The organism is Roseobacter sp. EG26 (genome assembly GCF_049830555.1).
Lineage (GTDB): Bacteria > Pseudomonadota > Alphaproteobacteria > Rhodobacterales > Rhodobacteraceae > Roseobacter.
The window spans coordinates 243,666-265,393 of sequence record NZ_JBNBLH010000008.1; the positions used below are offsets into that span (position 1 = coordinate 243,666).

Consider the following 21,728-nt stretch of genomic DNA (forward strand, 5'->3'; position numbering starts at 1 on the left):
CTCTCCTTTACCAAAGCGTGACGAAAATATCGGATTGCAGACGCATGGACGCGTCGGCTTCCGTTATGGGTTTGAATGGGGACCGCGCAGCGGGCAGCACCGCGATCAGTGTTTCAGGTCCAAAAGGACCGGTCTTTTGCAGGGCAAACCGCTGATCTGGTCTGGCCCGCGCCGCCAGCGCCTGCGTTGATCTGATGACCCGCACCGGACGGCCATCCGGCAATTCGCGCAAACCGAGGTCTTCGAAAGTGACGTCGCCGGCGCTGTCGATGATTTCCAGCCCCTCCAGGCCGTCTGCCCCGGTAAGATGATAGGCCCAAAGCGCATCAATCGCCTCCAGGGAGAAAGTGACATCGCGCCGGCCAGTTGTGGGAATCTCAATTTCCAGATGTGCCAAAGAGGTTTCAAAACAGCGCGCATTCTCCGACGCCAGCGGTGCCGGAGCATCGCTCAACCGAACCGTATCAGCCTGCAAAGAAACCGTTAAGGGGACGGCAGCACCCCACACTGCATCTCTGGTCACCTCGATCACCTGTGGGGTCTGCGCGGACAGCGTCAAGGCGACATGCGTCGGGCGTTCTTCAAGATCGTCATCTAGCAGAATGAGGGTCACTGCACCGCGCTGACGCAACAGGCATCCTGCAAGGTCGAAAGCGCGTGGATCACTTGGCGACACACTCAACGGCGGGACATCGTTCCCAAAATAGGCATGGTTCAGCGTGAGGCGTAGTATTTCGGAGTAACCCATCAGACTGATTCCGGCTCAGTGCGCTGAGAGGGTGCCGTGATCAATGGTACGACGCTGGTGATTGCGCCTGCGTCGATCAAGACCGAACGCATCTTGAACATGATCGACGGCGTGTAGCGCCCCCCGAGATTTGCCCAGACCTGTGCGATCTCCTCGGTCTTGAGATTGCTGACCTCCACGGTCAGCTGCGACAACCCCAGCGGCATCTCGGGCGTGGTCAAGGGCGTAAACACCGGCTTGGATTGAAAGAACATCAAGGCAGCCGAGATAAGTTTCAGCCCTTCGCCGTAAAGATCTGCGTCATGCCCGGAGGCCACCATGAAATAGACGTCCATATGCAGCGGCGGCGCTTGGCTCAATTGCCCGGCAATGCCATCACGCCGCGATCGCGGAACCGCGTCATGTGCGATGTTGGTCAGGAAGACCACAAGACGGTTGCGCGCGGCCTGAGCAAGCTTGCCTTCCGCGTCCGTCAGTGGCGACAAGCTAACCAAGTCTTCTGGCACCGAAAAATGTGTCCTGAGGTGATCGTTCAACCGATCACGTACAAGTTGGAGCGCCTGATCGATCATTGGGTACTTAAGTCCACCACTGGATTAGAAATTGTCGGGTCAGTATGGTTAATTTCAACCATAGGTAAGTTTCACCGTAACCGGGAGTTGAAGAAAAGCAAGCTTACTTTCCCTAACGGAAAGTTAACGCGCCTTTGCAAGGATCTTCACGATTGTGGAAAAAATCAAACCCGTTACTAAAAACCAAAGAGAAACATAGAGATAGGTGACCAACAAAAACTGCGCGCTTTCGTTTTGAGAAATGACAATGTTGGCGCGGCCGACAATTTCATCCGCCCCGATGACCGAGGCGGTGGCAGAAGCCATGATGATGATCAAGAAATATTGCAGCCAGGCAATGGTAAATATTTCACCGGCCCCGGTGACGCCTGCACGCCTTTGTTCGAAGTAGCCTTTGGATTGATCGGACGTGAAACCGATCACCGGAAATGTCAGCGCCAGTGTGGCCTTGATCCATAGCGGTACCGTCATGATTGCCCCGCCGACTTCGACTTCACTGGGGATCATGGATGCCATGTAAAACAGCAACACGAAACTGGGCACGTTGCGACAAACATTGGTTCCGAAATGCGACAACGGACCAAGGGCGGTGACTCGCCTTGCCCGTACCCAACCCAATGCCGCACCGAGGATCGTGCCAAAGCTCATCGACAGAATCGAAATCAGCAGGTTGGTGGCGAACCCTTGGGCAAAATATCCGGTTTGCTGGTAGAGAATTTCGATCATTGGGCGTCTCCGATGATCCAGCGTTTTGCGCGACGGAAAAGCCACAAGACGCCCAGCATCAACAGAAAATAGAAGATCAGCAACCCGTTCATGAACGTGCTGACATCCCCTCCTTCGGATACAATCAGATTGACCGTTGAGACCAGCTCCGTCAGCGCGATGGCACTGGCCATGCCCGCCGCTTTCACAATATTGACGCAAGCAGCGACCAACCCGTCAAACGCCCGTATGAAAGCCCCGGGCACCAGCGCCCAGACATTCTTTTCAGGATGTGTCCCGCGCTCCTGCGCCAAGGCATGCGACATCAAAACGGTGTTTGTTGACCCCGCGTAGAGTGACAGGATGACGGCCGCTGTGGCGAAGGCACCCGGCGTGATGAGCGAGGATTGCGCCAGCACACCCCCCAGTCCGAAAAAGACGATGTACATTTGCAAGATCGGGGGCGTCATCCGCGCAATCGTCACCAGAACCTTCTGAGGCAACAACAACAGCTGACCCCAAATGCCGCGCCTGTTCAGGGCCGCATCCATCACCCCCAAACTCAACCCGACAGCCAGCGCACCAACAATCGCGACAGCGGAGAGCGCAAGTGTCAGGCCAAGGCCGCGGATCAGGCGCCCGCGGCTGTAAGCATCATGAAATACCCTCAGATCCACGCCTGTTTTGCTGCGCAGGGTGTCCATCCAAGCCGGAGGTGGTTCTTTTTCTGCGATCTGCGGAAAAGGCGGCGCACCCAGACATTCGGCAGGCAGGGTGCCTTGACTGGCATCGCAAAACGACGGTTTTCCGTCAGGTCCGGTTTGGGCCCACGCGGCATTCAATCGCTGAAGGTAGGCGCTTTCCCCGATGTTCCATTTCCGCTCCAAGTCCAGGATATACCCGGTCGCATGCCATTCCCCGATCATGGCGGAGACAAATCGGCCCCAACTGATGTCACGCTCTGCGCTGGCTACGGCGATGGCCCAGGGGGTGACAAGGATGCGATCCTCCATAACGCTGTAGTTGGTTTCAGGATTGGCCAGAACCCTTTGCACCAACGCCGTATCATCAAACGCCCAGCCCACGCAGCGTCCGAAGGAAAGCGCCATCTTGGCCTCCCGGTTGGCAGGAAAATACTTTCCGTCTACACCATAGGTCTCTTCAAGCGTACGGTTGTAGTAAGAGCCCTGGGTCATGCATACAGGCAAGTCGCGCAGTTCTTCCCAAGTCTGATAGTCGCGATTGATCGGACCATAGGCCACCACACCGCTTGAGTAATAGCTAGGCTCCAGCAAGCCTGCCTGAGCGCGCCGCGTTACCGTGTCGCCCATGGTCGCAATGACGACATCGACCACACCTTGATTGACGCGCGACAGCCGGTTTGACGCTGTGACAGCAACAAGCTCCAATCCCACGCCCATGCGATCTGCCAATGCCCGCGCCAGATCTGGTTCAAGACCGATGATGTCGCCCTGAGCGTCGAGCGTGCCCCACGGAGGGTAGTCTGTCTTGACCCCCACGATCAGGGTTCCGCGCCGCAGAATATGTGCAAGTCGCCCGTCCGGTTGTTCCGGCAACATCACAGCGGATCTGTCCTGCTGCGCCAAAGCCGGTGAGAACAGGCAAAAACCGCACAGGAAAAAGCACAACAGCAATCGGATCATGGCACAGCCACTGCGATCAAACCGTATCCCAGCGACGCCGGGCACATCCGGGTCAAAAGACTGTCAAGCCAGCGCAGCGGCGCATACGTTGTCAGCAGGCTTTCCGGCAGGACACTCTCCGCCCGGATTTTCGCGATCTGAAAACCTGCCTCTGCAAGTTCCGCTGTCAAACGTGCCGGATCAAACAGCTGATAGGGCAGCGTGACCTTGGTGCCGTCCATATCCCGCGTATAGCGGATCAAACCCGCTGCATTGGCACCGGCCACGCGCTGTTCTGCAAGGAACCGTCGGGCCTTGTTTGGCACCGAAATGAGCAGGCGTCCTTCGTTTGGTTTCAGCAGGCGACGCATCTGGCGCAAAGCGATGATCCGATCCGATCGGGCCTCGATATGCGCCAGAACACCAAAGAGGCACAGGACAAGATCAGCCTGCCCGTGTGTTTCCGTGTAGGTTCCAAGATCGACCGGGTCTGGCCCCAATACCGACAGCTCGGGCCAAGCCAACTCTTTGGCTCTTGCGGAGAGCATTTCCAGCGCTACGGGGTTGATGTCAAACCCGGCTGCCTGACCCACATGATCTTTGAGGCGCAGCAGATACCGGCCGTTTCCACATCCAAAATCCACCACATGTCCCTGCTCGGGCAGCAACTCCAGCATCCTGCGCCACGTCGAGATGTTCGGGTTGGGATACCGGCGATCATAGTGCCCGGATCGGAAATAGAGCAGATACGACCGGGTCGTCAGATCAGGTGGCTCCGGTTTAGGAATTTCGCGGTGGTGTCCCATCAGTTCGGCGCAATCGCCCCCGACCCCAGCGTGTTTTCAATCCGCTTGCGCCATTCGGTGTCACGCATCCGGACGATCAACGCACTATCTATTGCCCGCCTTAGATAATCACTCTCATTGGCACGCGAAATGGCCCAGCCATAGGGTTCATTGCGGTAGACACTCCCCTGAACGGTGACGTTGCCATCATACGGCGACCGCCGGGACAGATAGGACAGCGCGATCCAGTCGCCCAGCACCGCATCAACCTGACCCGTATAGAGCTGTTCTACGGCCTGATCCCAGCTCCGCGTCAGAACCACGCCGCCCGCCATCCCGTCATCGTCCATGGTAAAGATGCTCTTTGAATGGTCGTCCGACGCGTTGCATTCAAGCCAGTCTGAGCGCTTGTCCAGAAGGGCTTTCTTTTCATTTGTTGCATCCATCCTATCAGAGGCATCAACATATTGCTCACGCAGAAATTCCTGAGCGGTCGAACACCGCAACGTCGCGATTTTCATCGTTGGCAGCGCATGAGAGGCAACCGGAGGGCTCTCACCGATGGCCCCGACAAAAGCAGATGTAATCACGCCGAGGATCATTGCGGAAAGCGCCGTGCCAACAACAGCCATCACCATTTCGAATATCTTGCCCATCAATGTCGCGAAGCTGTCACCAAACCCCTTCAGACCCGAAGTCCGCGCGACGGCCTCAAGCGAATAGGCCAACCAGGTCCGAATGGGTCCTGCGGTCTCCCCTTCGTTCAGCCCTGCTGGCACGCTACGCATCAACGCTCGAAGCAGGAAAGCCGTGATAAGATTGAGAAGTAAAAACAATATGATGGCGCGGGCGACGGTCGGTTGAAAAATGGTATCGACAATCGTTTCGATCGCCACCTCGAAATCAATGGCACCCGATTGCGCAACAGCAAGCGTCAGCCCTGATGACAAATACTGCTGGCTGAAATCATAGCGCCGCATCCGGTCTGCCGTGATCGTCAGTGGTGAAATCACGACATCGATCGTACCGCCGCGCAGGCCAGCTTCCTGCTCGTCGATACTGCCGCAGACGACGAAGGCGGTCGTACGATCAATGTCAGTCGAGACAGAGTGCCAAAGGTCTACGGCAAAGCCACGTGGCAGGCCATCTGGGCCTGAAAATGTAAAGGGTTCTGCGGAGCGGATCGCGACAACAAGATCATGGTCCCCATCAGGCGCTTCGCAAGCGCCGGCAGCGGATACCAATATGGCGAAAACTGCGAGAAACGACGCCATCAAAAGGCGTCCCAGATGGGCCAGATCGTTCACGCAATTCCCTTTCCGACAGGCCATGCGCAGTGGCAATGCCTCAAAATCAATCTCACCCTATGGTAGAAATTTACGCAGGGGCAAGCCTTTTCCGGGCCGTCATGGAGAGAACATCCGGTCAGGCGCTGCACGTGGTCCAGCGGCATTTTTCTCAGTCTGTCCCCGTGGGTTCGACGGTCGATTCAGTTGACGGCCCCAATGTTTCCGGCGTTGGTACAACCACCGCCTCAGGCTGGGCATCAGCCTGATTATTGGGCGCTTTGGAGCTGGGGGCATCGGCGGCCTCCCCCGCCTGAATGCCCGTCCGGAAAGCTTTCGATCCACCAACCACAGCGCTCGCGCCAGCGCCCAGGAACTCTGAAAGTGAGCTTGCATCCATGCCCGAGATCATCAGGGCAAAGGCTTCAACCGCATGGGCCGCGGTGGCGAACATCATCAGCCCCTTGCGCAACAGCGGCCAATTCGTTTCCTCTCCCATGCAATTCGCGAGGAAGGTCGCCAATGACCGCAAAGACTTGGCGATACCAAAGACAATCAGCGGCAGCTGTTTGAAGCCCTCTATATGAGCCGCCCCAACCAGCGCACCCGCCGCTTCCAGACCCCGGAGCACATCGACGACTTTCGCCTTGGTTCCCTTGTTCTCAGGTTTGACTTCGATGGCCATCAAAACGCCACGCGCGAATTTGACGCCGCCAACGATCATCCCCATGATCGCCGGAACTGCCCCCACACCGCCTGACAACACACCTGCCGCAAGAGCCACGCCAAATGTCAACGCACCTTCCAGTGCGACAAGACCGCCTTTGACCCGATCCAGTGTCTTGCTCGACAACTTGGGCCACTGAAAGAGCTGCAGGATATCGCCCGCAGCCTTGTATTGCGTCACCAGCGTGCGGCCCCCTGCTGAGATCGCCCCATGAGGTGCCTGTTTGCACTGCAGGGTGGTCTGCCAGTTCGCGTAGGCCGCATTTGACATTGAACTGATGGCCATGCCGTCCAGCGCCCGCTGAATTGGCAACTGCTGTCCGGCAAAGGGTTGCTTTCCACGTCCGGCAGACAACAACTGGAATAAGCCGCGTGTGGGCGACCAGAAGGTCGTTTCATGCGCGCGTCGTTGATAAGCGGTGCCTGAGGATGCGGCACTGCCCATCATGCCCGCGCGCCCGGAAATCGCCTTGGCCTGTGCAGGCGCAGACATCGCCTTGGCGCCCATTTCATCCGCTTCTTTTTCGAGGCCTGCGTCATCATTGATCTGCACGCCCGTCGCCTTGAGTTGCCGGGTCGGCTTGACGCGACCCTGCGCCTGCTGAACAACGTGCCAGGCTTCATGGGGCAAGTGTTTTTCCTGCCCGGGGCCAAGATGAATTGCACTACCCTGCGCGTAGGCATGGGCACCAACTTTGGTGGGTTCAGCGGAATTGTAGTGCACCTGAACACCGCTCATATCCACGCCCGACAAAGCCTCGATCCCGCCACGCAGCTGATCCGGCAGACCGCTGCCGCCGCCCGCATCCTCCTGTGGTTTTTTCTGAATAGCTTCTCTGCCTGACCATTGGGCCAACTGGCTCACGACAGCACTTTGATCTGCTCTCTGCTGCAAGGTCGCCAATGCGGAATTCGCCGAAGGCTCTCTGGTCCAGTCGCACGGTTCGGCGGCCGAAGCGCTCTTGGCACTTGCAGCATCTGAGGGCTGCACACCGCGTTCGGACGACAAAATTCGAGCCATTGGGTTCTCCTTATGGTGGTACCCTAGCACCCTCATCCAGCTACGTCATTTGATCTTTGGTTAACAAATCGCTAAATCGGTGCGGGCGCATGCACCTACCGTGGAACGGCTTAAAGTCTTGATCTTAATTGGTATCCGGCAGGTAAAACATCCGAAACGCAACCTTTCGGGAACATCCCTTCACGCAAGCGTCACGACCTGGTTCCGCACTCATCTCAGCTGAACATGTCTTGCGTAATACTGCCGTACCAGGCCTCAGATTCTTCATAGGTCTGCCTGCGCAAATCGGCCGTCTCGCCCGGTTGCGAGATGAAACCGTCAACGCGCGCGATCTTCTCAGGCGTTGCTTCATAGGTCGCACCCACCTTGACGCCGTCATTTTCGGCAATCAAAGACCAGCAGGTGTTTGTGTAACGCGCCGGAAAAACCTTTGATCCGGTCAAGGCACCACGCACGGCATTTGCGCACACCTTCGCTTGCGAGTTTGCCGAGAATCCGGACTTCGGCATATCGCCCTGTTGGCTGGCATCCCCCAGAACATAGATGTCAGCGTTCGACTTGGAAGACATGTCCGCTGCATTGACGGGTGCCCAATTGCCCTCCGTCGCGCCTGCCATCTCGGCAATTCGGCCCGCCTTCATCGCTGGAATCACATTGCACACGTCCACCGGCGTGGTTTCACCATCGATCGTCAGTTCCATGTTTTCGGGATCAACTGAAACCGTACCGCCGCCGAAATCTTCGCCGATCCAGTCGATCATTCCGGGGTAGTGCACCGCCCAGCCTTCCTCAAAGAGCGCCATCTTCGAGAATTTGGGTTTGGGGTCGGCCACGATGATCTTGGCCGTGGGATTATGGGATTTCAGCACATGCGCCACCATCGACACCCGTTCATAGGGTCCCGGTGGACAACGATATGGATTAGGAGGCGCAACCATTGCAAAGGTCCCGCCCTGAGGCATTGCCATGACCTGAGCCCGCAGGAGTTCGGTCTGCGACCCGGCCTTGTAGGCATGAGGCATCCGGTTTTGCGCAGAAATATCCCATCCTGGCACCGCGCCATCCACGTAATCAATGCCAGGGCTGAGGATGAGTTTATCATAGGGCAGCATGGCTCCCCCCGCGAGAGTGACAGCTCTGGTGTCCGGGTTCACATCTATCGCCCAGTCGTGGATCACATTGATGCCGTGCCGGGCGGCCAATGACCCGTAGCTGTGGCCAATATCTTCAATTTCCTTGAAACCGCCGAGATAAAGGTTGGAAAAGAAACAACTGAAGTAGACGCGCGAAGGTTCAACCAATGTGACATCAACGGCACCTTTGCTGTCTTGCGCGATATAGCGCGCGGCGGTGGCCCCTCCGGCGCCGCCGCCGATCACGACAACCCTGGGTTTCCCATGCCCGTCAGCCAGAACATGCGGGGCCGCAAGTGCCGCAGCACCTGCGCCGATTAATTTCCGTCTGCTCAGTGTCATCTGTTCCCTCCCCGATGGGTGCCTCAATCAGCGCCCTTGAAATATGCGGCCAACGCCCTCATCTCCTCGCGGCCAAGGCGCGCCGTTATGGTCTGCATGACCGGGTTGACGCGCGTGCCTGATCGGTATTCCTCAAGCAAACCGATGAAATCTTCAGGCCTCCGCCCGGTAATTGATGGAATCTCGGTAGCCCCTGAATTTTGCGTATGGCAAGCCACACATTCCGTCGCCAGATACGCGCCATATTCCACATCCCCAGCGTCAACGTCGTCTTCCGGATCGTTTTGCCCAGACGCCGTTCCCGCAACACAGACAATGGTCGCAAGCGCCAGATGGGCCGCACGGCCCGAAGCCGCGAAAAACATCATGTCACCGCAATTTCCCTGCTGGCCGTGTAAATGGACCCATCGTCGTCATGCCAAGCGAAAGAAAAGACACCAGATCTTGGAACGCGCACCGAAAATTCAAAGAATGGATTGTTCGAAATGCCGGGTCCCGTTTCAACATCGACAACTGTTTCACCCTCAAAACTGCATGTGAAACGGTGAATGATCGACCGGGGAATGGTTTGCCCAAGAGCATCCACCCTCTGGCCGCTCTCCATTTGATGGGTGATCAGCGTCTTGATCGTGATCACCTCCCCCACCTTCGCGGTCGCGGGCAGTTTCACGCGAGATTTGACCCCGTTGGCCATGGTTATTCCTTCACTCCATCACGCACCGCACCCGCCAACGATGACCTCAACCTGACGCGACGCCCGAAGGATGGCACCGCCGGGCATGCGTGCCAGCGCCATGATCTCCTGGCTGCGGGCCAGACGAACGCGGGTTGAGAAGCGACGGTCTGCCGCCAGAGTACCGAACTGCACCATAGCCAAAGGTGGAACGGGATTTTGCGGCGCGATGATCAGCAACGCCTCTGCCCCTTCGGCCGCAACTTCAATCGGGACTTTGAAACCATCCTCGGCCACGTCGGGCAGCATCAGCGTAACCTCGCCCGGCACAATATCAGCGCCATTTGCAAAAGCGTGGATCGCGTCCTGCGCGTCTATTTCCTGCCCCAGTGACGGCAAAGGCAAACCCAAACCAATGAGAGTCGCACTGCCGGACATCAGCATATCACGTCTTGCATAAAGCATCTGATCAGTCCTGCGAAGTCGCCCGACGCTACGCCATCGCGCCTCTTTCGCGCAATGAAAACTTCGTGAGCGTGGCCCTTCAGATCCTAAGACTTTAGGATGAGGCCAGCCTGCTGCCGCTTGTCGCTGGCGTCGTTTGCAGGCAACCTCGCGGCAAGGCTTTTCAAAGGACGCATGTATGGCGGATGGATTGTCCGTAACGGGGCTAAGCTTCAACTATGGCGCCAAACTGGCGCTGAATAATGTATCGATGGACATCGCACCGGGGAAATTCTGCGCGTTGTTGGGCCCAAATGGCGCTGGTAAATCGACTTTGGTTGCCTTGCTGACCCGGCTGCTGGTCCCGCCAAAAGGCGAAATCTCGATCGCGGGCGAGGACCTGTGCATCAGCCCGCGCAAGGCCTTGGGTAAACTCGGCGTGGTTTTCCAGCAGCCAACCGTTGATCTCAGCCTGTCGGTTCGGCAAAACCTGTCCTACTTTGCCGCTCTTCACGGATTGGCAAGAACGGAAGTACCCGGTCGCATCGACAAGGCACTTGATCGCCTTGAGATGCGCGAGCGAGCCGATGAAAAAGCAGGCGCACTAAATGGCGGCCACCGTCGGCGGATGGAATTGGCGCGCGCCCTCCTGCACGACCCCGAAGTGCTGCTGCTTGACGAGCCCACTGTCGGTCTGGACGCCGCAGCGCGCGCGGCAATCACAGAGCATGTCCATCATCTGGCGGATCAGGGCCTTTGTGTGCTCTGGACCACGCACCTGACCGATGAAGTGCGAGACAATGACCAACTTCTTGTGCTGCATCAGGGCGAGATTCTGGCCACTGGCCCTTGCGGGGAAATAAGGGGCGACACCCCTCTGAAGGACTGGTTTCTCTCACAAACGGAGAAAGCAGCATGACCGGGTTCTGGGGTGTCGCCCGTGCGATTGTCGGTCGCGAATTCCTGCGCTTCGTTCATCAGCGAGAAAGGTTTCTCGCAGCCCTTGTCCGCCCCCTCGTCTGGCTGTTGATTTTCGCCGCCGGATTTCGCGCAGCTCTGGGCTTGTCGATCATCCCGCCCTATCAAACCTACATCACCTACGAGACCTACATCGTGCCGGGCCTTTGCGCCATGGTGTTGCTTTTCAATGGGATGCAAAGCTCGCTGAGCCTTGTCTATGATCGTGAAATGGGATCAATGCGGCTGCTGCTTACCAGCCCGTTTCCCCGCTGGTGGTTGCTCTTTTGCCGCTTGTTTGGCTCCACCGCAATTTCAATCCTGCAGGTCTACACGTTTCTCGCGATTGCCGCCCTGTTCGAGATCACCATGCCGCCCTGGGGGTACGTCACCGTTCTGCCAAGCCTGATCTTTGGCGGGATGATGCTGGGCGCACTTGGGCTTGTCCTGTCGAGTTTCATCCGGCAGCTAGAAAACTTCGCCGGTGTGATGAACTTTGTCATCTTCCCGATGTTTTTCATGTCATCGGCCCTCTATCCGCTTTGGAAGATGGCAGAAAGCTCACCGCTATTGCGCGATATTTGTGCGGTCAACCCGTTCACGCACGTGGTCGAATTCATCCGCTTTTCGCTCTATCTCCAGCTGAACCTGCCCGCGTTGGGGTGGGTTCTTGGCTGGACGGTTCTCTTTGGCCTCGCGGCCATGTGGGGATATGACCCCGCCCGCGGCCTCATGCAGCGGAAAACGTGATGACCCGTTTAGGCGTCTCTCTCCGCAAAAGAAATCGCTTTGCAGCGCCAACTCTTTATCTGCTGGTTCGGGTGGCTCGTTACCCATTTCGCCAACTCGGGTTGCGCACCCATCATGCATTGCATGGGGGTGACATCGGTAAACATGAGACTGCGTTCCTGACATTCATCAGGTGCTGTCGTCATGCATGCAATAAAAAGAAGCTCGATCATGGTTCTGCCCGTCCTGTTTTGCCTGTTTTTGAACGTTTGCGGCTCAAACATAGACTAAAGTCGGTAAACCGCAGATTAACGATCCGCCATGCGCGACTTGCCGGAGTCGGCTCGTGACCCGTCCAACATCCCCTTCCTTGTCGTTGAAAACACGTCTTGGCGCGGGCGCTGCCGTTCTCGGCGCAGGGACGTTTATGACCGCGCTTATACTCTATCTCGGCCTGAACGCGGTGGCGGACCGGTTGGATACGGCGCTGGCGTCGGAAAACCGCATGGCACGATATGCCACGCTATCCCAACAAGCTGCGACGTTCCTTGTTGTTTCCACCGAAATGGTTCAGACAAATCAACCTATGGAGGAGCGCCGGGATAGAATTTCTCCTATAACCAATCAACTGGCCGCCACTTTTAAAGTTTTACATGAAGATACCGAGGCTGCCGTTGCCGCTGCGCGCTCTTTGGGGTTAGATGCTCAATCACACTATGGCACCCAGTCACTTGGTCTTGCGCGCATGCAGGCGATGCTTGCCAACACGGTCGATGGGTTGCGGGCGGAATCTGATGACGCGGCCTCCCTCAGAGCCTATATCGACAGTTTCGCCGCCAGTTTTGACCCTTTACTCAGCCAGGCTGTAAACACCGAAATCCTGTTTCGAAATGGCATCCTGACCGGCATTGAAGACCTGCGAAAAAAATTGGTGCTTCTGGCACTGGTCATCGCAGGGCTGGCGGTTTTTCTGGTTGCCGGCTTCTATTTCGGCCTTGTGCGGCCTCAGTTTGCCCGGCTTGATCAGCTGCGCGCGGCCGCAAACCGGATACGTAAAGAAGACTTTACTGTGAAGCTACCGGTGACCCGCTTGGATGAAATCGGGCGTCTTGCAGAGGAAACCAACCACATGGCCGCCGCATTGTCCGATCGGCAAACGCGCATCCGACAGGAGTGGGCTCAACTGACACAGACCATCGAAAGCCAAACCCGGGATTTGCGCGCAGCCAACGCAAAGCTGGAAGAGATCGACGAAAACCGTCGCCGCCTCTTTGCAGATGTCAGTCATGAGCTACGCACGCCATTGACGGTCATTCTCATGGAAGCTCAGATCGGGCGCAAAGCCTCGCCCGAAGCGGCAACGGCCTTTGACACCATTGAAACTCGCGCCGCGCGGCTGAACCGACGCATTGATGATCTTTTGCGTATCGCGCAATCGGACAGCGGGCAGCTAAAGCTTGATCTGCAAGAGATCGATTCCACGCAATTGATCAACGGCGTTGTCGCTGAAATAGAGGCAGAGATCGACAATGCTGGCATGGAGTTGGAGGTATCGCGCTGCCCGAAATCCACGCTGAATTGTGATCAGAACTGGATCAGGCAGGTGCTGGTGAGTTTGATCCGCAATGCGATCCGCCATGCGCGACTTGGGCGAAAGATCAAACTGGCTGGCGAACAAGAGGCGGATCATCTGGCGATCAGCGTGATCGACAATGGGCCGGGCATAGAACCGGATGAGCAGGCCGGGCTCTTTGACCGCTTCAGCCAAGGGTCGCATCCGGGGACAACACAAGGATTTGGCGTCGGACTCGCCCTCGCCCGTTGGGTTGTCGAGGAGCATAAGGGACAGATTTCGGTGATCAGCCCCGTCCCCCGCAGATGCGCTCTGGCAGAAGCACCGGGCACAGAAGTCCGTGTATGTCTGCCAAGATTGGTGGAGTCATAAGCCCATGAACCCGCGCCTTTTGATTATTGACGACGATCCGCAAATTACCTCCGCGCTGGCTCGCGGCCTTGCCCTCAACGGATATGACGCGCAAACCGAGAACCGGGCTGATCGGGCGCTACACTATCTGAGCACGGAAGAATACGCGGGCGCCATTGTGGACGTCATGCTGGGCGCGGATAGTGGCATTGATCTTGTGCGCAAAGCCCGTGCCGCCGGGGTCAAAATGCCAATTGTGATGTTATCCGCATTGTCAGACGTCGAACACCGCGCGGCAGGTTTAGAGGCGGGCGCGGATGACTACATCGTCAAACCCTTCCACTTTGATGAGCTTGTAGCCCGCCTGCGGGTTCAGGAGCATCGGGCGCTGGCACAAAATCCGCCTCCCGCGCATATGTCGACAAAAACGAAGACCTTGCAACTTGACGAAAAATCCATCGCTCTGACCGACCGCGAATTTTCACTGTTGGCGCTCCTTGTGCAGCACCCAGAGACACCGCTGGCGCGAAAAACGATATTTGACGCGCTCTGGGCGGTCGAAGGGTCCGGTAACGAAAATGTGGTCGATGTCTACATCGGGTACTTACGAAAGAAGCTGAACCAGTATGATTTTAGATTTGAAATCAAGACGTTAAGAAATGAAGGGTTTTGTCTGAACGGGCAAATCCCGGAATTGCGAGACGAGTGATACAGACCAAAGTCTAGGCATTTCTTAAAAAATAAGAGTCGCGCCGGGTGCACAGCTCTGGCAATCTTTGCTGCAAGGCAAGACTGCCTCAGCTGAAAGGAGACAATTATGGCTTGGACAAAACCTGTCATCCGTGAAATCGAATGCGGTATGGAAATCAACATGTATGGCCCTGACCGCGAAGACGAGCGCGAAGACCTGCTCTAAAATTCTTGCGCGCGGAGGGTGCAAATGTCTTTCCGCGCTCAAATTCTTGGGGCTGCCGCCGGTGGTGGCCTGCCCCAATGGAATTGCGGTTGTGAAAACTGCAATCTTGCCCGTAGCGGGCTTATTCCCTCGCAGACGCAATCATCGCTGGCCGTCAGTGCGAACGGGCGTTCATGGGCAATTCTGAACGCTTCGCCGGACATTCGCCTGCAACTCGCCGACACGCCCGCACTGCACCCTACAGATTTGCGCGAACTCCCTTTGACCTCCGTTCTGGTTACCAACGGTGATATTGATCACGTCGCCGGATTGCTCACACTCCGCGAAATGCAGCCGTTCACCCTTTTTGCGACAGCAGGCATTCACGACGTTTTGTCAGACAATCCCATGTTCGATGCCCTGAATGCGGATGTTGTGAAACGCAGCACCATCGCGTTGGATACGCCATTCGAGCTTGCGGCGGAGTTGACGGCCACGCTTTTTGCGGTACCGGGCAAGGTGCCGCTCTATCTGGAAGGAGAAACCGTGCAGACCGACCTGCTCGGAGATCAGACCGTTGGCGTCGCATTGCAGGCGGGGCAAACGCAAGCCTACTATATCCCCGGCTGCGCGGTGTTGAACGACGATTTGCGCAATCGGCTTGAGGGCGCTGATATGGTCTTTTTCGACGGAACCCTCTGGCAGGACGATGAGATGGTGCTGGCAGGATTGGGGAAAAAGACCGGGAAACGTATGGGGCATATGTCAATGAGTGGTCCGGATGGGTCGATTGAGGCTTTCGTCGGCATGGACATTGCGCGCAAAATCTACGTTCATATGAATAACACCAATCCGGTGCTGCGACCGGGGTCAGCCGAAAAAGCGCAAGCCGAAGCAGCCGGGTGGATCATCGGACAAGACGGAATGGAGATCACCACATGACCCAGGACCGCGATGCATTTGAACACAGGCTGAGACAGATCGGGGCAGAACGTTATCATGATCTGCACCCCTTTCACGACCGTCTGCATGGCGGCGAATGTACGCCGGATCAGGTGCGGGCCTGGGTGATCAACCGCTACTACTACCAGCATTCCATTCCGATGAAGGACGCGGCGTTCATGTCCCGCGTGGAAGACCCCGCCCTGCGGCGTCAGTGGCGCAGCCGGATCGAAGATCACGACGGAACCGAGGGCAACGAAGGCGGCATTCGACGATGGTTACGTCTCGCAGAAGCGGTCGGGCTGGATCCCGATTATGTGGCCTCTTGCAAAGGTGTGCTGCCCGGCACGAAATTTGCGGTCGACGCCTATGTACGGTTCGTACGCGAAAAATCTCTTCTGGAAGCGGTCGCAGCCTCCCTCACCGAGCTTTTCGCCCCCAAGATACATGCCAACCGCATTCAGGGGCTTTTGAAAAACTACGATTTCGCGGATGACAGCTCGCTCTCCTACTTCAAAAACCGCCTCAAGGAGGCCCCCAAAGACGTCGCCTTTGGTCTCGCCTGGGTTCTTGATCATGCGGATACGGCTGAGAAACAGGACGCGGCTGCCGCCGCTCTCATCTTCAAGACCGATGTGCTCTGGTCACAGCTGGACGCCCTTTGGGGTGCCTATGTCGAACCTGCACGTATTCCCCCGGGCGCCTGGCACCCCGGTACCGGCGTGACCTTGAGGAGGGCATCGTGATGGAAAACGGAGACGTTCCCGCATTGCCCCGGGGTGTGCGCCTGCATTTCGACGCTGTGCGCGACACATGGGTGCTATTGGCACCGGAACGCGCGGTTACATTGGACGGGATCGGCCATGCGATCCTGAACGTGGTCGATGGTGCCCGAAGCTTTGGTGATATAACCCAGTTGCTGGCGGAAAAATTCAATGCGCCGGTCGATCAAATTGCACAAGACAGCGCGGGGTTTCTCGATGCGCTGCGCAATCGCCGGTTTCTGGACGTGAAGGCATGACGGCTCCGCCCCCCATCGCCATGCTGGCCGAATTGACGCACCGTTGTCCGCTCTCTTGCCCCTATTGCTCCAATCCAGTGGAAATGGCACGCCTCGATCAGGAACTGGACACCGAAACATGGGCGCGCGTGTTTCGCGAAGCGGCCGAGCTTGGTGTGTTGCAGTTGCACCTTTCAGGCGGCGAACCCGCATCTCGCCGTGATCTGGAAACGCTTGTCAAAGCGGCGCGGGACGCAGGGCTTTACACCAACCTGATCACCTCGGGGATTGGCCTTACTGAAAAGCGGCTTGCAGCACTGGATGCCGCCGGGCTCGACCATGTGCAATTGTCGCTCCAGGGAACAAACCCGGAAATGGCAGATGAGATTGGCGGCTATAAAGGGGGCTTCCAACGCAAGATGCAAGTTGCGGAATGGATCGGGAAGATTGGATTCCCGCTGACCCTGAATGCGGTTTTGCATCGGCGAAACCTGCATCAGTTGCCGCGCGCGCTGGAAATGGCGGTGGAAATGGGGGCCAGACGCATCGAAGTCGCGACGGTTCAGTTCCATGGCTGGGCGTTGAAAAACCGCGATGCATTCATGCCAACCCGTGAACAGGCGGCCGAGGCCACAAGGATTGTCGTCGAGGCCCGCAAGGCGCTCAAAGGAACCCTGGTCGTTGACTATGTGCCCGCCGATTACCACGACGACTATCCGAAAAAATGCATGGGGGGATGGGGGACCTCTGGCTTGAATGTCGCGCCAGATGGTTTGGTCCTGCCGTGTCACGCCGCACAAACCATTACCCATCTTGAATTCGAACGCGTGCAAGACAAACCCCTCGCTGAAATCTGGTACGAAGGGGCTGCATTCAATGCCTATCGTGGCACCGAATGGATGGCTGATCCCTGCAAAACTTGCGAACGCAAAACGCTCGATTTTGGAGGGTGTCGTTGTCAGGCCATGGCAATTCTGGGGGATGCATCAGCGACCGACCCTGTTTGCGTCAAGTCTCCGCATCACGGAGCCCTACAGGCGCAGGCCAATACCCACGCCGCTCAAACCGATGCACCGCTCGTTTATCGCAGCCAACCCAAAAAACTCGCTGAAACAGTAGATTAGGGCCGTCCCCGGCGTACTATCAAGCATCGGACGGGGTCAATACAGCGCCTGTAGGCAGAGGTTTCATCACCAGGGTTCTGTTCGCCAGGCGGTTCGCCTCATCTGATGAATGGGTCACAAAAAGCGTGGCCGGGCGGTGCCTTGCAATAAGGTTTTCCGTCAGCGTCAGCATGGTTTCTGCGGTCTCCCGGTCCAAAGACACAAATGGTTCATCCATGATCAATAGCTCTGGACGTCCTGCGAAAGCACGCGCAAGTGAGAGACGTCTTTGTTGACCCAGGGATAGCTGGCCGGGGAAAAGCTGCTCTTTGCCCGACAACCCGACATCATCGAGCATGTGTACCGCTTCGGAATGCGTGAGGCCTTTATGGATCAGCGTGAGGTTTGCCAGAACACTGCGCCAGGGCAGCAGGGTCGGTTCCTGAAAGACAATCGCCATCGCTTGCGGTCTTACTATCTGACCTTCAAAATCGGAATCGATTCCGGCGATGATGCGCAGCAGGGTGGTTTTACCGACGCCGGAAGGACCGACAAGTGCCACGGTTTCGCCAGCGGCAATTGAAAACGCCAATGCGCCAAGTACAGGCGATGCGCCGAACCGCTTGCTGTCAATGGAAACGGTGATCACGCTTTTCGCCAGCGCGTCACGCGCCTTTCCCAAGGCTGCAACAAAAACCATTCCGCCAGCAACATCACACAGATAAAGGAAAACGCGTAAACCAGCACCATGGCCACATCGAAAAGCTGAAAATAGAGGTGTATCTGAAAACCGATCCCGGAAGAGCGCCCGAGGAACTCCACGACCAGCACGATTTTCCAGATAACGGCCACGCCGCTGCGCGCGGCAGCGGCTATGAAAGGCGCAAGTTGCGGCAGAATGATGTGCCGCAGACGGGCGCGCCACCCCAGCCGATAGACCTGGGCCAATGCGTCGAGGTTCGTGTCCAATGCGCGCGCGCCTTCACGCACCACCGTGGCGACATTGGGCACCTTGTTGAGCGTCACAGCGATGATCGCCGCCGCCTCGGTCAGCCCAATCCAGAGATAACACAGGACGATGAGGACCAGTGCCGGCAGGTTGAGAAAAACAACCAGCCACGGATCCAACCAACGATTGATCCGCTCTGATCGCCCCATGATCAGACCCAGACCCGTGCCCAGTGTCATGGCCAGCGCAAAGGCCCAAAGCACGCGCAGGAGCGTCGCCCCCAAATGTTTAAATAGCTCACCGGATGATATTTCGGCTCCGAACCGGGGCAGCAAATCCCAGGGCGTTGGCAAAATCTGAGCATCATCCGTCAGCAGCGCTGCCACGATCCAGAGGCCGATCAAACTGGCCATGGATAAAAATGGTGTGAGGCGCGGGCTATCCATGGCCTCTTCTGGCTACTTTAATTCCGCGAAAAGACCATCCGGGAGCGTGGTCGCCTCACCAACCAGATCAGCGCCTCCCAGTTTGGCCATAAGCGCGAACATCCTGGCCGCCGCTTTCCTGTCCACGCCACCGCGCGCAGGGATGCCGGCAATCCAGTCGGATTTGAGCTGCTCAAACTGCGCGTCAGTTTTTGCGTTCATTTGCGGTCTGACATCTTCCCAAGCAGCATCCGAATTTGACAGAAAGTCCTTGGCCTCGCGGCTAGCGTTGTAAAAGGACTGAGCAAGATCAGGGTATTGGGCGAGCAGGGTTTCCTTCACGTAATACCCCAGCAGGGGCGTGTTTGTATCCAGACCCAGCGCCTGGCCTGCCCGCTCGACAGAAACTAGCTCCTTCATGCCAGCGGCTTTCATCTTGGCCAGAAAGTGCCAGAAATTGATCGCACCGGCGTATTCATCGCCGCGCGCAGACTTAAAGATCAGCGGTGGCGCTCCAAAGACCTGTTCGGTCTCGGCCTTCAGATCCATGCCGTATTCCTGCTGTGCGTAAGCCCTCAGGATCAGCCAGGATTTGTCGAGGGGGCCGCCCGCGATCCCGATTTTACCCCCGACCAGATCGGATATATCCTTTGCCGTGCTCGTCTGCGGGACGACCAGACCGCCCACCGCTTTGGAATAGGGGATAAACACATATCCCTTGCCCGCCGCCCTTTGGCGCGCAACCCATATCCAGTCTGCGACCGCCATGTCGGCCTCACCACCTTCGACGGCGATCCGCGTGGCACCGTTATCGGCATAGGGACTGACTTCCAGCTCAAACCCGTGCTTGGTGTCAAAACCATTGGCTTTGATCGTCGCAAGCTCCCAATTCACCGTTCCGATTTTGAGCACCGCAACGCGAAGCACCGGCAAATCCGACGCGGTGGCAGGTGCAAGGGATGCAAGAACCAAAACCAAAAGACGGATCAAAATGCGCATCTGTCATCCCTTCCGAGCACCTGCGCGTTATTCCGCGCGACGGCTCACTTCATTGAGATCTTTGTCCAGTTTGATGTCGAACTGATCCCCACCTTTGCAGATCACATCGTCCAGATCATAGCCATCGTCCTCGACCTCTATGTCATCGGTGTCCATCTGGCATTCAACCGACGCCAGATAGGCTTCGATTTTTTCGGCCGTTTCGGCATCGACATGCCCGTCCGCAAAGGCAGGCAGGGCCAAGACCGTGGATGCAACAACAAGAACGAAGGTTTTCATGATACTTACCTCTTTGTTTATTGGATAGAGACGGTAATGGATTGCGCATCACCGGTTGATCCCGGAATGCGAATGACATGCCTGCCCGGTTTGATGGCGATGAAGGACAGTTCAGCTGTCCCTGCCTTGTCGAATTCGATTGAATCGATTGCCATGGGTCGGATCTCGATCTTGTTGATGACGATTTCATTCATCCAGATCGCCCGGAAGAAACCCGGTCCTTCAATGGCAAGTTCGGCCGAGCCATCTGCGGTCACCTCAAGCTTATAATAAGCCCCGGATTGCAACTGAACATCCTCGCCCAACGCCTGACCCGACGCCAGCGTCAGCTTGATGGTCTCACCGCGGTTGCATTTGGCCAGCAGACCGGCAAATCCCAGATCATCGCACAACGGTGCGGCACCGACCGGCATGGCCAGAACCCCTGCAACGACGGCACACATCAGTTTTCTCATCTGTTTCGTCTCCCTAATTCAGTCAATCGTCACCACACCCCAGGGCTGTTGGCCCACCTGTATCGAGCGGATGGCCTTTTCCTTGGCGACATCGATCACCGTGATGTCATTGGAATTGCCGTTGGTCGTCAGCAGGTACTTCTCGTCCGGTGTGAAATCGAGTTGCCAGACACGTTGCCCAACCAGAATATAGTCAAGTACTTCAAGGCTTTGTGCATCAACGACAGCAACCCGGTTCGCCGGGCCAAGAGCTACGAACAGGCGCGTGCCATCGGATGTGACCTTGGCCCCCACGGGCTGCAACCACTCAGGCTGCACACCGGCCACTTCAAAGCTGATCTTGCCGATGACTTCCGGCGTGCCGTCCTCTGCGATGTCCATCGCCGTGACCGTTCCGCCAATTTCCGACGTCACAAAAAGCCGTTTCCCATCGGCTGTATACTGCGCATAGCGCGGGCGCTGATCCACCAGGATGTTATGTTTGATCTTGTAGTCCTCGGTGGAGATGAAATGCGCCATATTGGTGGTTTCGGAGGTGTTGACCACGAATTTCGCATCCGGGCTCATGCCCATGCCTTCGGGCTCCACACCCACCGGCACTTCGGCCAGAACGGTGCGGGTTTCCGTGTCCGTCACCGTGACCAGATTGTCATCCTCATTTGCGATATAGAGCCGCTTTCCCGACGGCTCCAGAATGAAGAGTTCCGGATCAGGACCAGAGGGCAGGCTTGGCAGTTCTTCATAGGTTACCGCATCAAATACGCGAACCAGATTGTCATCCGACGCACAGACATAGATCTTGCTGCCATCCGGACTTGCGGTAATGCCCCGCGGGCGGTTGCCCGCGAAAAACTCCGTCTCCACTTCCCAGGTGTCCGTGTCCACGACAGTGATCGTGTTGCCGCGCTCATTGGAGATGAACGCCTTGCCCGCAAAAACAGGCCCGGCGCAAAGCGCTCCGATCATCGTTGTCATCAACAGAGATTTCATGGC

The 21,728-nt window shown here is 57.1% G+C and carries 27 protein-coding genes; 9 read left to right on the forward strand and 18 right to left on the reverse strand.

The genetic code is table 11. The annotated features are described in order from the left end of the window. Nucleotides 1-7: 7 nt before the first annotated feature. The 11 genes from ACOTTU_RS18360 to ACOTTU_RS18410 all read right to left on the reverse strand — a co-directional run bounded on the left by ACOTTU_RS18360 (nucleotide 8) and on the right by ACOTTU_RS18410 (nucleotide 10,099). The gene (locus tag ACOTTU_RS18360) at nucleotides 8-748 is read right to left on the reverse strand and encodes a hypothetical protein (protein ID WP_425660069.1); all 741 of its coding nucleotides are present in this window, start codon (nucleotides 746-748) and stop codon (nucleotides 8-10) included. After that, complete coding sequence (locus tag ACOTTU_RS18365; protein WP_425660070.1) at nucleotides 748-1,320, reverse strand: DUF4255 domain-containing protein; 573 nt, start codon at nucleotides 1,318-1,320, stop codon at nucleotides 748-750. Before ACOTTU_RS18365 ends, ACOTTU_RS18360 begins: the two co-directional genes overlap by 1 nt. A gap of 123 nt (nucleotides 1,321-1,443) precedes the next feature. Then, complete coding sequence (locus tag ACOTTU_RS18370; protein WP_425660071.1) at nucleotides 1,444-2,046, reverse strand: hypothetical protein; 603 nt, start codon at nucleotides 2,044-2,046, stop codon at nucleotides 1,444-1,446. Beyond that, entirely contained in the window at nucleotides 2,043-3,689 is a 1,647-nt protein-coding gene (locus ACOTTU_RS18375; protein ID WP_425660072.1) for a transporter substrate-binding domain-containing protein, read from the reverse strand. Before ACOTTU_RS18375 ends, ACOTTU_RS18370 begins: the two co-directional genes overlap by 4 nt. Next, nucleotides 3,686-4,474, reverse strand: a complete 789-nt coding sequence (locus ACOTTU_RS18380; RefSeq protein ID WP_425660073.1) for a class I SAM-dependent methyltransferase — start codon at nucleotides 4,472-4,474, stop codon at nucleotides 3,686-3,688. Before ACOTTU_RS18380 ends, ACOTTU_RS18375 begins: the two co-directional genes overlap by 4 nt. Further along, nucleotides 4,474-5,760 (reverse strand): transporter substrate-binding domain-containing protein, encoded by a 1,287-nt coding sequence (locus ACOTTU_RS18385; protein WP_425660074.1) that lies wholly within the window; start codon nucleotides 5,758-5,760, stop codon nucleotides 4,474-4,476. The genes ACOTTU_RS18380 and ACOTTU_RS18385 overlap by 1 nt, the downstream gene beginning before the upstream one ends. Nucleotides 5,761-5,911: 151 nt before the next feature. Next, a complete protein-coding gene (locus ACOTTU_RS18390) occupies nucleotides 5,912-7,486 on the reverse strand; it encodes a DUF4157 domain-containing protein (protein WP_425660075.1) in 1,575 nt (524 codons plus the stop codon). Between the two features lie 215 nt (nucleotides 7,487-7,701). Continuing rightward, on the reverse strand, nucleotides 7,702-8,961 hold the full coding sequence (locus ACOTTU_RS18395) for an FCSD flavin-binding domain-containing protein (RefSeq protein WP_425660076.1): 1,260 nt from the start codon (nucleotides 8,959-8,961) through the stop codon (nucleotides 7,702-7,704). Between the two features lie 23 nt (nucleotides 8,962-8,984). Beyond that, a complete protein-coding gene (locus ACOTTU_RS18400) occupies nucleotides 8,985-9,329 on the reverse strand; it encodes a c-type cytochrome (protein ID WP_298922114.1) in 345 nt (114 codons plus the stop codon). Next, nucleotides 9,326-9,655, reverse strand: coding sequence for a thiosulfate oxidation carrier complex protein SoxZ (gene soxZ, locus ACOTTU_RS18405; protein ID WP_425660077.1), 330 nt, complete (start codon nucleotides 9,653-9,655; stop codon nucleotides 9,326-9,328). Before soxZ ends, ACOTTU_RS18400 begins: the two co-directional genes overlap by 4 nt. A gap of 18 nt (nucleotides 9,656-9,673) precedes the next feature. Continuing rightward, nucleotides 9,674-10,099 (reverse strand): thiosulfate oxidation carrier protein SoxY, encoded by a 426-nt coding sequence (locus ACOTTU_RS18410; RefSeq protein ID WP_425660078.1) that lies wholly within the window; start codon nucleotides 10,097-10,099, stop codon nucleotides 9,674-9,676. Between the two features lie 178 nt (nucleotides 10,100-10,277). On the opposite strand from ACOTTU_RS18410, the gene ACOTTU_RS18415 reads away from it, so the two are divergent. Beyond that, nucleotides 10,278-10,997, forward strand: a complete 720-nt coding sequence (locus ACOTTU_RS18415) for an ABC transporter ATP-binding protein (RefSeq protein ID WP_425660079.1) — start codon at nucleotides 10,278-10,280, stop codon at nucleotides 10,995-10,997. Continuing rightward, nucleotides 10,994-11,785 (forward strand): ABC transporter permease, encoded by a 792-nt coding sequence (locus ACOTTU_RS18420; RefSeq protein WP_425660080.1) that lies wholly within the window; start codon nucleotides 10,994-10,996, stop codon nucleotides 11,783-11,785. The genes ACOTTU_RS18415 and ACOTTU_RS18420 overlap by 4 nt, the downstream gene beginning before the upstream one ends. Before the next feature lie 8 nt (nucleotides 11,786-11,793). Here the strand turns inward: ACOTTU_RS18420 and ACOTTU_RS18425 are convergent, their stop codons facing one another. Continuing rightward, nucleotides 11,794-11,997 (reverse strand): hypothetical protein, encoded by a 204-nt coding sequence (locus ACOTTU_RS18425; protein ID WP_298922107.1) that lies wholly within the window; start codon nucleotides 11,995-11,997, stop codon nucleotides 11,794-11,796. 113 nt (nucleotides 11,998-12,110) lie between these two features. Here ACOTTU_RS18425 and ACOTTU_RS18430 point away from each other — a divergent pair, with 113 nt between their 5' ends. The 7 genes from ACOTTU_RS18430 (at nucleotide 12,111) to pqqE (ending at nucleotide 17,649) form a co-directional block, all read left to right on the forward strand. Beyond that, nucleotides 12,111-13,709, forward strand: coding sequence for an ATP-binding protein (locus tag ACOTTU_RS18430; protein ID WP_425660081.1), 1,599 nt, complete (start codon nucleotides 12,111-12,113; stop codon nucleotides 13,707-13,709). 4 nt (nucleotides 13,710-13,713) lie between these two features. Continuing rightward, nucleotides 13,714-14,397 (forward strand): response regulator transcription factor, encoded by a 684-nt coding sequence (locus ACOTTU_RS18435; protein ID WP_425660082.1) that lies wholly within the window; start codon nucleotides 13,714-13,716, stop codon nucleotides 14,395-14,397. Nucleotides 14,398-14,505: 108 nt separating this feature from the next. Then, nucleotides 14,506-14,604 carry a pyrroloquinoline quinone precursor peptide PqqA gene (pqqA, locus tag ACOTTU_RS18440; RefSeq protein WP_298922104.1) on the forward strand — a complete coding sequence of 33 codons (99 nt, stop codon included), beginning with the start codon at nucleotides 14,506-14,508 and terminating at the stop codon, nucleotides 14,602-14,604. A 24-nt stretch (nucleotides 14,605-14,628) separates the two neighbouring features. After that, complete coding sequence (pqqB, locus tag ACOTTU_RS18445; RefSeq protein ID WP_425660083.1) at nucleotides 14,629-15,525, forward strand: pyrroloquinoline quinone biosynthesis protein PqqB; 897 nt, start codon at nucleotides 14,629-14,631, stop codon at nucleotides 15,523-15,525. After that, on the forward strand, nucleotides 15,522-16,271 hold the full coding sequence (pqqC, locus tag ACOTTU_RS18450; RefSeq protein ID WP_425660084.1) for a pyrroloquinoline-quinone synthase PqqC: 750 nt from the start codon (nucleotides 15,522-15,524) through the stop codon (nucleotides 16,269-16,271). The genes pqqB and pqqC overlap by 4 nt, the downstream gene beginning before the upstream one ends. After that, complete coding sequence (pqqD, locus tag ACOTTU_RS18455) at nucleotides 16,271-16,546, forward strand: pyrroloquinoline quinone biosynthesis peptide chaperone PqqD (RefSeq protein ID WP_425660085.1); 276 nt, start codon at nucleotides 16,271-16,273, stop codon at nucleotides 16,544-16,546. The genes pqqC and pqqD overlap by 1 nt, the downstream gene beginning before the upstream one ends. Next, entirely contained in the window at nucleotides 16,543-17,649 is a 1,107-nt protein-coding gene (pqqE, locus tag ACOTTU_RS18460; protein ID WP_298922100.1) for a pyrroloquinoline quinone biosynthesis protein PqqE, read from the forward strand. The genes pqqD and pqqE overlap by 4 nt, the downstream gene beginning before the upstream one ends. Before the next feature lie 19 nt (nucleotides 17,650-17,668). Here the strand turns inward: pqqE and ACOTTU_RS18465 are convergent, their stop codons facing one another. Genes ACOTTU_RS18465 through ACOTTU_RS18490 form a run of 6 tightly spaced genes read right to left on the reverse strand, consistent with a single transcriptional unit; the run spans nucleotide 17,669 to nucleotide 21,725 of the window. After that, a complete protein-coding gene (locus ACOTTU_RS18465) occupies nucleotides 17,669-18,277 on the reverse strand; it encodes an ABC transporter ATP-binding protein (protein ID WP_425660086.1) in 609 nt (202 codons plus the stop codon). Continuing rightward, nucleotides 18,274-19,023: an ABC transporter permease gene (locus ACOTTU_RS18470; RefSeq protein WP_425660087.1), complete on the reverse strand. Its 750-nt coding sequence runs from the start codon at nucleotides 19,021-19,023 to the stop codon at nucleotides 18,274-18,276. Before ACOTTU_RS18470 ends, ACOTTU_RS18465 begins: the two co-directional genes overlap by 4 nt. A 12-nt stretch (nucleotides 19,024-19,035) precedes the next feature. Then, a complete protein-coding gene (locus tag ACOTTU_RS18475; RefSeq protein WP_425660088.1) occupies nucleotides 19,036-20,001 on the reverse strand; it encodes an ABC transporter substrate-binding protein in 966 nt (321 codons plus the stop codon). Nucleotides 20,002-20,028: 27 nt separating this feature from the next. Then, nucleotides 20,029-20,280 carry a PepSY domain-containing protein gene (locus tag ACOTTU_RS18480; protein ID WP_425660089.1) on the reverse strand — a complete coding sequence of 84 codons (252 nt, stop codon included), beginning with the start codon at nucleotides 20,278-20,280 and terminating at the stop codon, nucleotides 20,029-20,031. Nucleotides 20,281-20,297: 17 nt separating this feature from the next. Next, nucleotides 20,298-20,735 (reverse strand): hypothetical protein, encoded by a 438-nt coding sequence (locus tag ACOTTU_RS18485; protein WP_425660090.1) that lies wholly within the window; start codon nucleotides 20,733-20,735, stop codon nucleotides 20,298-20,300. A gap of 18 nt (nucleotides 20,736-20,753) precedes the next feature. Then, the gene (locus tag ACOTTU_RS18490; protein WP_298922093.1) at nucleotides 20,754-21,725 is read right to left on the reverse strand and encodes a YVTN family beta-propeller repeat protein; all 972 of its coding nucleotides are present in this window, start codon (nucleotides 21,723-21,725) and stop codon (nucleotides 20,754-20,756) included. Nucleotides 21,726-21,728: the final 3 nt, after the last annotated feature.